General features: G+C 63.7%; 16 protein-coding genes and 1 tRNA gene. 15 read left to right on the forward strand and 2 right to left on the reverse strand.

Annotated elements, in window-relative coordinates; translation table 11 throughout:
- Positions 1 to 938 (reverse strand): putative Na+/H+ antiporter (locus tag WBH99_RS04825; RefSeq protein WP_424218978.1); only part of this gene is annotated, 938 nt, incomplete at its 3' end.
- Between the two features lie 177 nt (positions 939 to 1,115).
- Positions 1,116 to 1,925, reverse strand: a complete 810-nt coding sequence (locus WBH99_RS04830) for a DODA-type extradiol aromatic ring-opening family dioxygenase (protein ID WP_424218979.1) — start codon at positions 1,923 to 1,925, stop codon at positions 1,116 to 1,118.
- Positions 1,926 to 2,044: 119 nt separating this feature from the next.
- On the opposite strand from WBH99_RS04830, the gene WBH99_RS04835 reads away from it, so the two are divergent.
- From WBH99_RS04835 to WBH99_RS04905, 15 genes are all read left to right on the forward strand, one after another.
- Complete coding sequence (locus WBH99_RS04835; RefSeq protein ID WP_424218980.1) at positions 2,045 to 2,929, forward strand: LysR family transcriptional regulator; 885 nt, start codon at positions 2,045 to 2,047, stop codon at positions 2,927 to 2,929.
- 66 nt (positions 2,930 to 2,995) lie between these two features.
- Positions 2,996 to 3,418 carry a tol-pal system-associated acyl-CoA thioesterase gene (gene ybgC / locus WBH99_RS04840; protein ID WP_424218981.1) on the forward strand — a complete coding sequence of 141 codons (423 nt, stop codon included), beginning with the start codon at positions 2,996 to 2,998 and terminating at the stop codon, positions 3,416 to 3,418.
- Between the two features lie 14 nt (positions 3,419 to 3,432).
- Complete coding sequence (gene tolQ, locus WBH99_RS04845) at positions 3,433 to 4,092, forward strand: protein TolQ (RefSeq protein WP_424218990.1); 660 nt, start codon at positions 3,433 to 3,435, stop codon at positions 4,090 to 4,092.
- A 3-nt stretch (positions 4,093 to 4,095) separates the two neighbouring features.
- Positions 4,096 to 4,497 (forward strand): protein TolR, encoded by a 402-nt coding sequence (gene tolR / locus WBH99_RS04850; RefSeq protein ID WP_424218982.1) that lies wholly within the window; start codon positions 4,096 to 4,098, stop codon positions 4,495 to 4,497.
- The gene (locus WBH99_RS04855; protein WP_424218983.1) at positions 4,494 to 5,339 is read left to right on the forward strand and encodes an energy transducer TonB; all 846 of its coding nucleotides are present in this window, start codon (positions 4,494 to 4,496) and stop codon (positions 5,337 to 5,339) included. Before tolR ends, WBH99_RS04855 begins: the two co-directional genes overlap by 4 nt.
- Before the next feature lie 58 nt (positions 5,340 to 5,397).
- Positions 5,398 to 6,684: a Tol-Pal system beta propeller repeat protein TolB gene (gene tolB, locus WBH99_RS04860; protein WP_424218991.1), complete on the forward strand. Its 1,287-nt coding sequence runs from the start codon at positions 5,398 to 5,400 to the stop codon at positions 6,682 to 6,684.
- Positions 6,685 to 6,724: 40 nt separating this feature from the next.
- A complete protein-coding gene (pal, locus tag WBH99_RS04865; RefSeq protein ID WP_424218992.1) occupies positions 6,725 to 7,252 on the forward strand; it encodes a peptidoglycan-associated lipoprotein Pal in 528 nt (175 codons plus the stop codon).
- 2 nt (positions 7,253 to 7,254) lie between these two features.
- On the forward strand, positions 7,255 to 8,025 hold the full coding sequence (ybgF, locus tag WBH99_RS04870) for a tol-pal system protein YbgF (RefSeq protein WP_424218984.1): 771 nt from the start codon (positions 7,255 to 7,257) through the stop codon (positions 8,023 to 8,025).
- The gene (gene queE / locus WBH99_RS04875) at positions 8,026 to 8,688 is read left to right on the forward strand and encodes a 7-carboxy-7-deazaguanine synthase QueE (protein ID WP_424218985.1); all 663 of its coding nucleotides are present in this window, start codon (positions 8,026 to 8,028) and stop codon (positions 8,686 to 8,688) included. It begins immediately after the preceding gene.
- A 19-nt stretch (positions 8,689 to 8,707) separates the two neighbouring features.
- Complete coding sequence (locus tag WBH99_RS04880) at positions 8,708 to 9,070, forward strand: PilZ domain-containing protein (RefSeq protein ID WP_424218986.1); 363 nt, start codon at positions 8,708 to 8,710, stop codon at positions 9,068 to 9,070.
- Positions 9,071 to 9,174: 104 nt separating this feature from the next.
- The gene (gene queC, locus WBH99_RS04885; RefSeq protein ID WP_424218987.1) at positions 9,175 to 9,852 is read left to right on the forward strand and encodes a 7-cyano-7-deazaguanine synthase QueC; all 678 of its coding nucleotides are present in this window, start codon (positions 9,175 to 9,177) and stop codon (positions 9,850 to 9,852) included.
- Between the two features lie 4 nt (positions 9,853 to 9,856).
- A complete protein-coding gene (locus WBH99_RS04890) occupies positions 9,857 to 10,972 on the forward strand; it encodes a YeeE/YedE family protein (protein ID WP_424218988.1) in 1,116 nt (371 codons plus the stop codon).
- A gap of 77 nt (positions 10,973 to 11,049) precedes the next feature.
- Positions 11,050 to 11,125 (forward strand) — tRNA-Lys (locus tag WBH99_RS04895).
- Positions 11,126 to 11,350: 225 nt separating this feature from the next.
- Positions 11,351 to 11,899: a hypothetical protein gene (locus WBH99_RS04900; protein ID WP_424218989.1), complete on the forward strand. Its 549-nt coding sequence runs from the start codon at positions 11,351 to 11,353 to the stop codon at positions 11,897 to 11,899.
- Positions 11,841 to 12,961 (forward strand): IS3 family transposase gene (locus WBH99_RS04905; RefSeq protein WP_424218993.1). Its coding sequence is split into 2 segments (ribosomal slippage): positions 11,841 to 12,057 and positions 12,057 to 12,961, totalling 1,122 coding nucleotides; the frame shifts between segments, so codons are not numbered across the junction. The genes WBH99_RS04900 and WBH99_RS04905 overlap by 59 nt, the downstream gene beginning before the upstream one ends.
- Positions 12,962 to 13,102: the final 141 nt, after the last annotated feature.

A 13,102-nucleotide genomic window follows, 5' to 3' on the forward strand; every position in this document is an offset into this window, starting at 1 on the left:
CAGGATTGCTGCCCGCCCAGGACCACCAGCCCGGTCAGGAAGAAGGCCACCATCAGGCCTTCACGCAGGATCAGGCGGTCCTGGAACTGGGGATAGGCGGAGGCGATGCCCATGAACAGCAGGAAGACACCGAGAAACACCGGCGGATGGTGCGCAAATGCCACGATCAGGAACAGTAACAGCAGGTGCATGCCCACCATCAGGGCGGGGATGCCAGCCTCGCTCCGGGGCGCCGTCAGGGGCACCTGGCGTAATTCCTTGTGAAAGATCAGGGTGGCGGCGGCGGCATTGATGAAGACGGCCAGGACGCTCTTCCAGCCGAAGTGGGACAGCATGAACCCGCTATCCCAATTCCAGGTGGTGGCGACCATCAACACCGGCGGCGCGGCGAAGTTGGTGAGGGTGCCGCCGATGGAAATGTTCACGAACAGGGTGCCGATGGTGACGTACATCAGTTTCGAGGAAATGCCCTTGCTGTAGTAAAGCGCTCTGAGCATCAAGGCCGCCACCGTCATGGCGGCAGGTTCGGTGATGAAGGAGCCGAGCAGGGGTACCACGGCCATGATGGTGAAATAGACGGCGACCGGCTGAGCCAGGGGAATGAAGCCCGCCACCCTGCGGACAGTGCTGGAAGTGAACAGGAGCACCGGTTTGCTGGCGGCCATCACCATGATCGCGAAGACGAACATGGGCTCCGTGTAATTGCGGCTGTCCAGGTAGGCGACGGCTTCATCCTTGCCCACGGCAAAGCCCATGAACACGATCAGGACAATCGCCCAGAAACCGAACACGGCTTCCACTTCGCCCAGCAGGTGCCACAGGCCCGCATGGGCGGGACGAACATGCGCGAGGTGCTCGAACAACTTGGTGGAAAAGGTGTGCACGATGGCAAGGGCGAACAAGGCGGCGCCAACCAGCTGGAGGGGGGAGGGGTTCATGGGATGAGGGCCGGGCTCGAAAGTCGTCAGGGTAGCCAGGAATCCGTTATTTGTACAAAACTATCTGGCGGTGATGGGTACGGCGGGCAATCAGGCCGGCCAGGAAGGGCCCCGGGTCAATTTTCACAAAGAGGATGATCCCGAGTCGGGGCGAGGTTGGCGGAATCAGGAACGGAATCAGGAAACTTGCTGGTTTGCTTCGTCGTGGGCGGTGTCCCAGAGGTAGACATCCATGGCGAGGCCGCCATAGATGAATTCGGGGGTGTAGCGCCGGGGCGTCTGGTTTTTGCCGGCGCCCAGGGCCACGAACAGGGGATGCAGGTGCTCTTCGGTGGGGTGGGCGCTGCTGCCGTGGGGTGCCAGGCGGCGGTAATCAAGCAGGGCGTGCCGCTCACCGGCCGTGATCCGGGCCGCCACCCAGTCGGAAAACTCCCTGGCCGGGCCGTAGGGTGGGGCGTCGGCGGACCAGGAGAGCCAGCCGAAGTTATGCGTGATGGCACCAGAAGCCAGGATCAGCACGCCTTCCTGTCGCAAGGGGGCAAGGGCTTCGCCCAGGCGCAGGTGCCATTCCGGCCCGGCGGCAGGTTGCAGCGAGAGCTGCGTGACGGGGATGTCCGCAGCGGGGTAGAGCAACTGCAAGGGCACCCAGGCGCCGTGATCCAGGCCTCGTCGATGATCGATGTCGATGGGCAAACCGGCGCTGCTGAGCAAGTCCTGGACACGCGGGGCCAGGTCCGGCGCTCCGGGGGCTTCATGGCGCTGCTGGTAGAGCGCGGCGGGAAAGCCGCTGAAATCGTGAAGTGTCTCGGGCTTGGGCGTGGCGCTCACCACCGGCCGGGAGCTGCCCCAGTGGGCAGAGACGGCCAGGATCGCCCGGGGCCGGGGCAGGGTCTGGCCCAGTTCGGCCCACAAGGCGCCCGTGCGGCCTGGATGGAGGAGCAGATCCGGGGCGCCGTGTGAAACAAAGAGGACAGGGTGTAGAGGCATGGCCGCAGAAAGGGGGTGGATCGTGGGATGCCCACTGTAGGGCTTGAGAGCAGACTAAAATAGCAGCGATTTGACAATCTATTGTTGCCAAAAGAGGAATGATGGACCGGCTCGAGGCCATGGAAACATTCGTGCGGGTGGTGGAAGCCGGCAGTTTCGCGGCGGTGGCTGAGCGCCTGGGAGTGGCCCGCTCCAACGTGACCCGCCAGATCGCCGCCCTGGAAGCGCATCTGGGGGCGAAACTGCTGGCGCGCAGCACCCGGCGCCTGTACCTGACGCCGGAAGGGGCGGCCTATCTGGAGAAATGCCGCGACATTCTCGGCCTGGTGGCCGCGGCCGAAGACGATCTGGCCGGTGAGCGGCTGGCGCCTCGGGGTACGATCCGGGCGACGTTGCCGGTGAGCCTGGGGACGCGTCGCCTGATGCCGCTGCTGGCCGATTTCGCGGCCCTGTACCCGGAAGTGGAACTGGTGCTGGAACTCTCTGACAGGCGCTCCAACCTGATCGAAGCCGGGTTTGACCTGGGCATCCGCGTCAGTACCGGCCTGGCGCCAGGCACCGTGGCGCGGCGCCTGGGTTTTAGTCGCATGGCGGTGGTGGCGGCGCCGGCCTATCTGGCACGTCATGGCCGACCGGCCCGGCCGGAAGATCTGGTGCACCATGAATGCCTGGGCTATACCCTGGCGCCCGGTGCGGGCTGGAACTTCCGGGTGGCAGGGGAGTGGCAGACGGTTCCCGTCCAGGGTCGGCTCCAGGCCAACAATGGCGATGCCCTGCTGGAAGCGGCGATCTGCGGCCTGGGCGTGACCTGCCAGCCCACCTTCATCACCGCCGAGGCCATGCAGGCCGGGCGGCTGGAGGTGTTGCTGGCGGATTTCGAACTGCCGATGCTGCAGATCCATGCGGTTTATCCCGGTAACCGCTATCTGCCCCACCGGGTCCGGGTGCTGGTCGATTTTCTGGCCGAGCGAATTGGCGAACGATCCGAGCGGGAGTGCGGATGAGTGGTTTGCGCAGCACAACAATTCATTACAATTACAGCCTTTTACCCTGGGGTAGAATCGCAGGCCATGAAACATGCGCACCAAGCCAACGCTTTTAGCATTCCCGTGCGGGTCTATTACGAAGATACCGATGCGGGCGGCGTGGTGTATCACGCCAATTACCTCAATTTTTTCGAGCGCTGCCGCACCGAATGGTTGCGTTCCCTGGGTCATGACCAATCCCGGCTGGCCCGGGATCACGGCATCGTCCTGGTGGTGGGCAGCGTCACGGTCAGGTACCTGAAGCCGGCCCGGCTGGATGATGCCCTCACGGTGGCGCTGGAAGTCGAAAAGCTGGGCCGGGCTCATGCCGTATTTCGCCAGCAGGTGCGCCGGGGCGACGAGGAACTGGCGACCGGCACGGTGGATATCGTCTGTGTCGATCCCGAAAAAATGAAAGCCACGGCCATCCCCGACTGGTTGCGGCAAAAAATGGAGTCCCTGCAATGAACGTCACCCAGGATATGTCCATCCTGCATCTGATTCTCCAGGCCTCCGCGGTGGTCCAGGCCGTGATGGCCATCCTTGCGGGAGTGTCCTTCATGTCCTGGTACTACATCTTCATGAAGTGGTTCGCAGTGCGGGACTCGCGCAGGAAGACCGAAGTTTTCGAGAAGGATTTCTGGTCCGGCGGCGACCTCAACAGCCTCTATAACAGTGCGGTGAACGACCGTCACCACGCCGGCAGCATGGAGCGCATCTTCGAAGCCGGTTTCCGCGAATTCACCAAACTGCGCGGCCAGAAGGGGCTCGATGCCAGCGACGTGATCGACGGCTCGCGCCGCGCCATGCGGGCGACCTACCAGCGCGAGCTCGATGCCCTCGAAGCCCACCTGGCCTTCCTGGCTTCCGCAGGCTCCGTCTCGCCCTACATCGGCCTGTTTGGCACCGTCTGGGGCATCATGCATGCCTTTCGCGCCCTGGGCAACGTCGGCCAGGCCACCCTCTCTTCGGTGGCCCCCGGCATTGCCGAAGCCCTGGTGGCCACCGCCATCGGCCTGTTTGCCGCGATTCCCGCCGTGCTCGCCTACAACCGTTTCTCGCACGACATCGACCGGCTCGCCACGCGCTACGAGTCCTTCATGGAAGAGTTCTCCAACATCCTCCAGCGGCAGATGAGATAAGCCATGCGCCGCGCCCGCCGTCTCAAGAACGAAATCAACGTCGTGCCCTACATCGACGTGATGCTGGTGCTGCTGGTCATTTTCATGGTGGCCACGCCGATGATGCAGACCGGCTCCGTGGATCTGCCCAGCGTCGGGCAGGCCAACACCCCGCCGGAAAACCCGGTGAAGCTCAGTGTCGGAGCCAGCGGCGAACTGACCCTGCTGGGCAGCAGCGGCAAACCCCGGTCCGTGGACAAGGAGGAACTGGCCGAGCTGCTGCGCCAGGAGCAGGAGAAGAATCCCGAGACCGCCGTGCTGGTGGCCGGCGACAAGAAGGCCAGCTACGAATCGGTGCTGGCGGCCCTGGATGAAATCAAGGCCCTGGGCTTCAAGCGCGTGGGCCTGGAAACCACACGCAAATGATCCCGCCCGCGCACCAGGAGCCCGGCAAGGGCAAGGCCCTGATGCTTGCCCTTGCCGTGCACTTGCTGCTGGCGGTGGCCCTGTTCCTGGGCGTGCAGTGGAAGACCGAGGAGACCGTGGTGGAAGTGGAGCTCTGGTCCCCGGTGCCGCGCCAGGCGACCTCCTTGCCGCCGCCTCCGCCGCCGCCCAGGGAACAGCCCAGGCCAGAACCGAAGCCCGAGCCCAGGGTGGCGCCGAAGTCCGACCCCAAGCCCGACCCCAAGCCGGATATTGCGGTGAAGAAGGAAGAAAAGAAGCCCGAGCCCAAAAAACCGGAGCCCAAGCCCGAACCTAAAAAAACCGAGCCCAAGCCCGAACCCAAGCCCGAACCCAAGCCCGAACCCAAGCCCGAACCCAAAAAGCCGGAGCCCAGGAAGTCCGAGCCACCCAAGGACCCGTTCAAGGATTTGCTCGAACAGGAAACGAAGCTGACCCAGAGCAAGGCCAGGACGCAGACTCAGGCGAGCCGCATTGCCCAGATGGCGGCCGAGGCTGACCGGGAGCAGAAAGCGGCGGGCCGCAAGAGTGCCGAGAGTAACTGGGCGGGCAAGATCAAAGCCAAGGTGCGCGGCAACGTGGTGTTGCCGCCCGGCATCCAGGGTAATCCCGAGGCCGTGTTCGAGGTGAACCTGCTGCCCACCTGCGAGGTGCAGCGGGTCCAGCTCAAGCGTTCGAGCGGCAATCCGGCCCTGGATGCGGCCATCGAGCGGGCCCTGCTGAAGTCCTCGCCGCTGCCCAAACCCGATGATCCAGCCGTGTTCCAGCGCATCCTGGAAATCAAGTATCGCCCTGTTGACGAATGAGCCCCCAGGCTGAATCGCCCTTGTATAATCGCCGGACCTGGAAATGCCCTTGAAGAACATGAACTTGCCCAATACCCGCCGTTTTGCCCCCCGCCTCCTGCTCAGCCTGCTGTTATGGGGGGCCAGCCTGGCCCAGGCCCAGCTTTCCATTCAGATCACCGGTGCCGGGGCCAACCAGATTCCCGTTGCCATTGCCGATTTTGGCGGCGACCCCGGCACCAGCCGCTCCCTGACCTCCGTCGTGCGTGGCGACCTGGAGCGCAGCGGCCTGTTCAAACTGGTCGATCCCCACGGTGCCGTCCTGACCGAGACTTCTCCCATCGATTACCCGAGCTGGAAATCCCTGGGGGCCGATGCCCTCGCGGCCGGCAGCCTGGGGACCAGCGCCGATGGCCGCATGGAAGCACGTTTCCGCCTCTATGACGTGAACCGCCAGACCCAGCTGGGCGGTGCGGCCTATCTGACCGGCGTCCCGCAACTGCGGGCCGCCGGGCACCGGATCGCGGATTACATCTATGAAAAGCTGACCGGCGAGCGGGGCATCTTCTCCACCCGCATCGCCTATGTGGTGAAGTCGGGCAGCCGCTATGTGTTGTGGATCGCTGATTCCGACGGCCAGAACGCGCATGAGGCCCTGGTGTCGCGCGAGCCCATCATTTCGCCGGCCTGGTCTCCCGATGGCAGCCGCCTCGCCTACGTTTCCTTTGAAAACAGGAAGCCGATCATCATCGTGCATTCCCTGGCGAGCGGCAAACGCGATGTGCTGGCCAACTTCAAGGGCTCCAATTCCGCCCCGGCCTGGGCCCCCGATGGCCAGCGTCTGGCGGTGGTGCTCACCAAGGATGGCAGCTCCCAGATTTACCTGATCAATGCCAGCGGCGGCGCGGCCCAGCGTCTGACCAGTTCCGCCGGTATCGACACCGAGCCCCAGTTTTCTCCCGACGGGGCCTATGTCTACTTCACCTCGAACCGGGGCGGTAGCCCGCAGATTTACCGGGTCCCCAGCAGTGGGGGCAACGTCGAACGGATCACTTTCGAAGGTAACTACAACGTCACGCCCCGCCCCTCTCCCGATGGCAAGAGCCTGGCTTTCATCGCCCGGCACGAGGGCCGTTTCCAACTCTCCATCATGGACCTGGCCAGCCGTCAGGTGCAGATCATTTCCGACTCCTACAAGGATGAGTCGCCCAGCTTTGCCCCCAATGGCCGCATGATCGTCATGGCGACCGAAGTGGGCGGGCGGGGGGTGCTGTCCGCCGTTTCGGCAGATGGCCGCATCAAACAGCGCCTGTCGGTGACGGCAGGTGATGTACGGGAACCCGCCTGGGGGCCATTCAGTAAATAACGACAGAGATGAGATGGAGCAAAAACCCATGAAAACCAGCATGAAACTTTCCCTGGCGGCGGCAGCCGTCACCTTGGCCCTGGCCGGTTGTGGCACGACCAGCGAAAAAGAAGGCGGCGGCGCCCCCGTCGAGAGCCGTGAATCCCCCAGCACGGGCGTGACCCGGGTCGAAGCCGGTGGCGTGCAGAGCGGCAAGCTGCCCGCCGTGCTGACCGATCCAAACAGCATCTTGTCGAAGCGCAGCATCTACTTCGACCTGGACCGCTACGACGTGTCCGAGCAGTACCGCGGCCTGATCAATGCGCACGCCAAGTTCCTGGTGGAAAACCGGCAGTTCAAAATCCTGATCCAGGGCAATACCGACGAGCGCGGCAGCCGCGAATACAACCTCTCCCTGGGCCAGAAGCGGGCCGACGCCGTCAAGCAGATGATGGTGCTTCTGGGCGTGCGCGAGGACCAGATCGAGTCTGTCAGCCTGGGCGAGGAAAAGCCCAAGGCCGAAGGCCATGATGAAGAAGCCTGGGCCGAGAACCGCCGCGCTGACATTCTCTACCTCGGCGAGTTCTGATCATGCTGCGCCGTCCGGTACTGCCCGCAGTTCTGCTGTGCTCCCTGCTGGCCGCACCGGCGGCCCAGGCCGGCCTCTTCGACGATTCGGAGGCGCGCCAGCAGATCGCCGATCTCAAAGCCCAGAGCGAGCAGCGTTTCGATACCCAGGCCAAAGCCCAGATGGAACTGGCGACCCAGATCATGGGCCTGCGCGAGGAAATCTCCCGCCTGCGCGGCCAGAACGAAGCGCTGATTTACGAAAATGAGCAGATGAAAAAGCGCCAGCAGGATCTTTACCTGGACCTGGATTCGCGGTTGCGCAATCTTGAACCCAGCCCACCTGCCGCAGCGCCCGGCAGCACTCCGGGTACCTCCGAAGCCGGGCACGAGGCGGCTCCCGCCGCCCGGCCGGCGGACCCCGCCGGGGAGTCCAAGGCCTACGAGGCCGCCCTGAACTTGTTCAAGGCGGCCAAATACAAGGAGGCTGCCCAGGCGTTCGAAGCCTTCGTCAGCGCGCATCCCGACAGCGATCTGGCCCCCAGTGCCCAGTTCTGGCTGGGCAATGCCTGGTACGCCCAGAAGGATTGCAAAAAGGCCATCGACGCCCAGCTGCTGGTCACCACCCGCTGGCCTGATTCAGCCCGGGCGCCGGACGCCATGCTGGCCATCGCCAACTGTCAGCGCGACTGGGGCAACACCCAGGCGGCCAGGCGCACATTGAGTAACGTCATTGCCAAATATCCCGATTCGCAGGCCGCCAGTCAGGCCAGACAGCGTCTGGGGCAAAAGTAAGTGAATCCTGTCCCGGCTGCCAGGATCTCGCTGCGCATCAGCGAGATTTTTTTCTCCCTGCAAGGGGAGTCCTCCCGGGTCGGCCTGCCCACCGTGTTCGTGCGCCTGACCGGTTGCCCCTTGCGCTGTAGCTGGTGCGATACCGCTCATGCCTTTACCGGCAAAGAGAGCATGACGCTGGCCGCGATCCTGGCCCAGGTAGCTGAATTTCCGGCCCGGCAGGTCTGCGTGACCGGCGGCGAGCCCCTGGCCCAGAAAGCCTGCCTGGATCTGCTCACGGCCCTGTGCGACCGGGGTTACGACGTTTCCCTGGAAACTTCGGGGGCCCTGGATGTGAGCCCGGTGGACGCCCGGGTGTCCCGGATCATGGACTTGAAGGCGCCCGGCTCCGGCGAAGCGAGCCGCAACCGCTGGGAAAATCTGGAGTGCCTCACCCCCCGCGATGAAGTGAAGATCATCATCGCCTCTCGTGCCGATTACGACTGGGCCAGGGCGCGTCTGGCCGAATTCGGGATCATCCGCCGCTGTCCGGTGCTGCTGTCACCGGCCCAGGGGCAAATCGAGCCTCGCGATCTGGCCGAATGGATACTCGCCGATGGCCTGCCCGTGCGCTTCCAGCTGCAACTCCACAAGCTGCTCTGGGGTAACATGCAAGGCAAATGAAGCTCCGAGGAGAGAAAGCATGGATTCCAACCGCCGCCATTTTTCCCGCATTCACTTCAATACGGATGGCAAGCTGCTCTTTCCGGGAGGGGAGTGTCCGGTGGAAATCATCGACCTTTCCCTCAAGGGCGCCATGCTCCTGCTGGCAGCACCCGCCCCCCTGCAGACCGGCCAGCGCTGCACCTTGCGCCTGAGCCTGGCGGCCAACGGCGCAGGCATCGGCATGGAGGCCGAGGTGGCCCATGTGGAAGGCCAGATCGTCGGCCTGCGCTGCATCGAAATTGACCTGGACAGCATCACCCACCTGCGCCGTCTGGTGGAACTCAATCTGGGTGACGATTCCCTCCTGCACCGGGAACTGGAAGCCCTGGTCAAATCCTGAAATGAAGCTGCGACAGCACTGAGACCCGGCTTGCCGGCGAGTTTCCTGGTTTTCGCCCGGCAGCAAACGCGCTATATTCCGCCCCCATCAATTCCGCCCCCATCATGCAGCCCAAAGCCGTCGTTCTCCTCTCGGGCGGACTCGATTCCGCCACCTGCCTGGCCGAAGCCCGCCACCGGGGTTTTGCCGCCTACTGTCTTTCCTTCGATTACGGCCAGCGCCACCGGGCCGAACTCGTGGCGGCCGCCCGGGTCGCCCGGGCCCTGGGCGCTGCCGAACATCGCAGCCTGAAACTGGACCTGGGCCAGTTCGGCGGCTCGGCCCTCACGGATACCGCGCTGGAGGTGCCCGTGGATGGCCTGCATCCCGGCATTCCCATCACCTATGTGCCGGCCCGCAACACCATCATGCTGTCCCTGGCCATGGCCTGGGCCGAGGTGCTGGGCAGCCGGGACATTTTCGTCGGCGTCAATGCGGTGGATTACTCCGGTTACCCGGACTGCCGGCCCGAATACATCGCCGCCTTCGAAACCATGGCCAATCTGGCCACCAAGGCCGGGGTCGAAGGCCACAAGCTCACGCTGCACACCCCGCTGATGACCCTCTCCAAGGCCCGCATCATCGAGATGGGCTCCCGGCTGGGCGTGGATTACGGCCTCACCGTCTCCTGCTACCAGGCCGATGAGCTTGGCCGGGCCTGCGGCGTCTGTGACTCCTGCCGCCTGCGCCGGGAAGGCTTTGCCGCCGCCGGGGTGGCGGACCCCACGCCCTACCGGAACTGAATCCATGGAAGCCGTCGCCCATGTTTCCAGCACCACCATCCTCTGGCTCTTCTTCGCCGCAGCCTTCGCCTTCGGCGTGATCGGGCAGCGCACCCACTTTTGCACCATGGGAGCCGTATCCGACATCGTGAACATGGAGGACTGGAGCCGCATGCGTCAGTGGCTGCTGGCCATTGCCGTGGCCATTCTCGGCAGCGCCGCGCTCCATGGGGCGGGACTCATCGACCTGGACAAAAGCCTCTACCGCGGCGCCCACTTCACCTGGCTGTCCCATCTCGTCGGCGGCTTTGCCTTCGGCATCGGCATGGTGCTGGCCTCCGGCTGCGGCTCCAAGACCCTGATCCGCATCGGCGGCGGCAACCTCAAGTCACTGGTGGTGATGCTGGTGCTGGCCATCTCCGCCTACACCACGATGCGCGGCATCCTGAGCGTGTTCCGGGTCAATGTGCTGGAACAGGCCGCCTTCACCCTCGAAGGGGGGCAGGATCTTCCCAATCTGCTCGAAACCGGCCTGGGCATCGCCCCCGGCATGGCCCTGGCCATCAGCGCCCTGGTACTGGGTGGCGGCCTCCTGCTGTTCGTCCTCAAGGAGCGCGGATTCTGGACATTTGACAACCTGCTGGGCGGGGTCGGCACCGGCCTCATCGTCGTCGTTTGCTGGTACATCAGCGGCCACCTCGGCTACCTGCCCGAAGACCCGGAAACCCTGGAAGAAGCCTTCCTCGCCACCCAATCGGGCCGCATGGAATCGCTCACCTTCGTGGCACCCCAGGCCTACACCCTGGACCTGCTCATGTTCTGGTCCGACGCCAGCCGCAAGCTTACCGTCGCCATTGTCACCGTGCTCGGCGTTATCTGCGGTTCCGCGGCCCATGCCCTGCTCACCCGCCGCTTTCGCTGGGAAGGCTTTCGGGATGTGGAAGACACCGCCCACCACCTGATCGGCGCAGCCCTGATGGGCTTTGGCGGCATCACCGCCATGGGCTGCTCGATAGGCCAGGGCATCACCGGCTTTTCCACCCTGGCACTGGGCTCCATCATCACCTTTGCCGCCATCCTCCTGGGCGCCTGGGCGGCACTCAAATATCAATACGGGAAGGCGATGAACTCCGAAGCCTGATTCTAAAAGGCTTTTGCTGCTTTCATCCGTTGACGCCCGCGCCCCCCGTCCCTATAATCCCGTGCTTTTCCAGGTTTGGGTCGGTAGCTCAGTCGGTAGAGCAGCGGACTTTTAATCCGTTGGTCCCGAGTTCGAATCTCGGCCGACCCACCATTCCAGGAAGCCTTACGGGGCAAGCAAACTAGCCAACCATCTCGGTTGGTTTTTTGTTTTCTGACTCCCAGATCCGTTGGTCGAGTCCGTTTGCCGGGGTATTCCCGGTGACCGCCCCAGATTTCCCGCCCCAAGTCGAATGACATAGATTTCACGGGCAAGCATAATTGCGACTTCCGTCCCGCCTTCTGGCCGGGCAAACAAGAAGAATACGGGAGTACCAAGATGTCTGACCTCGTCCCCAGCGACGGCAGCCCCATCGGCAACACCGCGCTGCGCAGGGAAGCAGAAGTTCGGCTCCAGGTTGAGGGCTTGAGCGTGAGCGAAGCCGACTACTGGCTGGTACATGCCGATCTGATCGCCGACGGTTCGCTGCTGAAAGGGCAAGGGCGAGGTGGCTCCGTTCGCTTGGCGACAACGAAAACCGAAGACTTCTCGCTGGCGCATCAAGATGCTCCCGTTCCGGAGCCGACACCAGTGAAGGCAGCGAAACCAGCCACCCTCGAGGCAACACAGCCTGCTACGAAGCGGGCAACTAACGAAGCCCCCCAGATCAGATGTGGCCCCGAAATTTTGAACAGCGCGATCAGTGGAAACTCTTGGCATAAAGCCTGGCCAAAGAAGGCTGGGCAAGCAGGCGTTTTCAATGGTCAAGAAATCAGCGCGTCGCACCCGTCGCACCCGTCGCACCCACACACCGGCATTCAAAGCTCGGGTGGCCCTGGCCGCATTGCGAGAAGAGAAGACGATGGCCGAGCTTTGCAGCCAGTTTGAACTGCATGCCAACCAGATCACCGAGTGGAAGCGCCCACTGCTGGAGCATGCCGCCGACGTCTTCGGGGGTGCGCCCGCGCAGAAGGAGCCTGTAGATCTGGTGCCGCTACATGCCAAGATCGGACAGCTCACGCTCGAGAACGATTTTTTCGAGCGCGCGCTCGCCCAGGCGGGATTGCTGGGCGCAAAGCCATGATCGACCGCAAGCACGACCTACCCATCAGCGCCCAAGCCAAGCTGCTGGGCCTCAGCCGGGGCCCGGTGTACTACCTGCCGCGCCCGGTCAGCGATGCCGATTTGGCGCTCATGCGCCGCATTGACGAACGGCATCTGCAGCACCCCTTCATGGGGGCTCGCATGCTGCGCGATCAACTCGCCCGCGAGGGCGTGCATGTCGGGCGGCGCCACCTCAGAACGCTCATGAAGCGCATGGGCATCGAGGCCTTGGCACCCCAACCCGGTACCCCAACCCGGTACCAGCAAAGCGGCACCAGCAAAGCGGCACCAGGCAACAAGATCTATCCCTACCTGCTGCGCAAACTGTCCATCACCCGCGCCAACCCGGTCTGGGCACTGGACACCACCGACATCCCGATGGCCCAAGGCTTGGTCTCTCTCACTGCTGTGGTGGATGTGGCCAGCCGTCGGGTGCTGACCCACAAGGTGGCCATCACGCTCGAAGCCTGCCACGCCAGGGAGATCATGCAAGAGGCCTTTGCACGGTACGGCACGCCGGAGATTGTCAACACCGATCAGGGTAGTCAGTTCACGGCAGAGGAGTTCACCGAGGTTGTATTGGCCAAAGGCTGCAAGCTGTCCATGGACGGGCGCGGCTCCTGGCGCGACAAGGTGTTTGTCGAGCGGATCTGGCGCAGCGTGAAATACGAGCGGGTGTATCTCAAGGCGTACGACCGTGTCAGTTCGGCACGGGCCGACATTGCCGACTATTTTGCCTGGTACAACACCTGGTACAACACCCAAAGGCCCCACTCCAATCTCGAGCGGATCACGCCCGAGCAGGTTTACCTGAACTTGCTACCCAAACGGGTCGAGGCTGCATAAAATGAAATCCCTAGGGCGCCCCGAGTTGCCCACCGCGTCGGTCGGTTCGTCGCAAGCGACCACCGCCACCGTGGACAACTCTGCACCTTTGGCAACCCGCCCGGAGTCCACTTATAAATCGGGGAAAGTTGTTCAAACAAA

This window comes from Azovibrio sp. (genome assembly GCF_049658005.1).
Lineage (GTDB): Bacteria > Pseudomonadota > Gammaproteobacteria > Burkholderiales > Rhodocyclaceae > Azovibrio.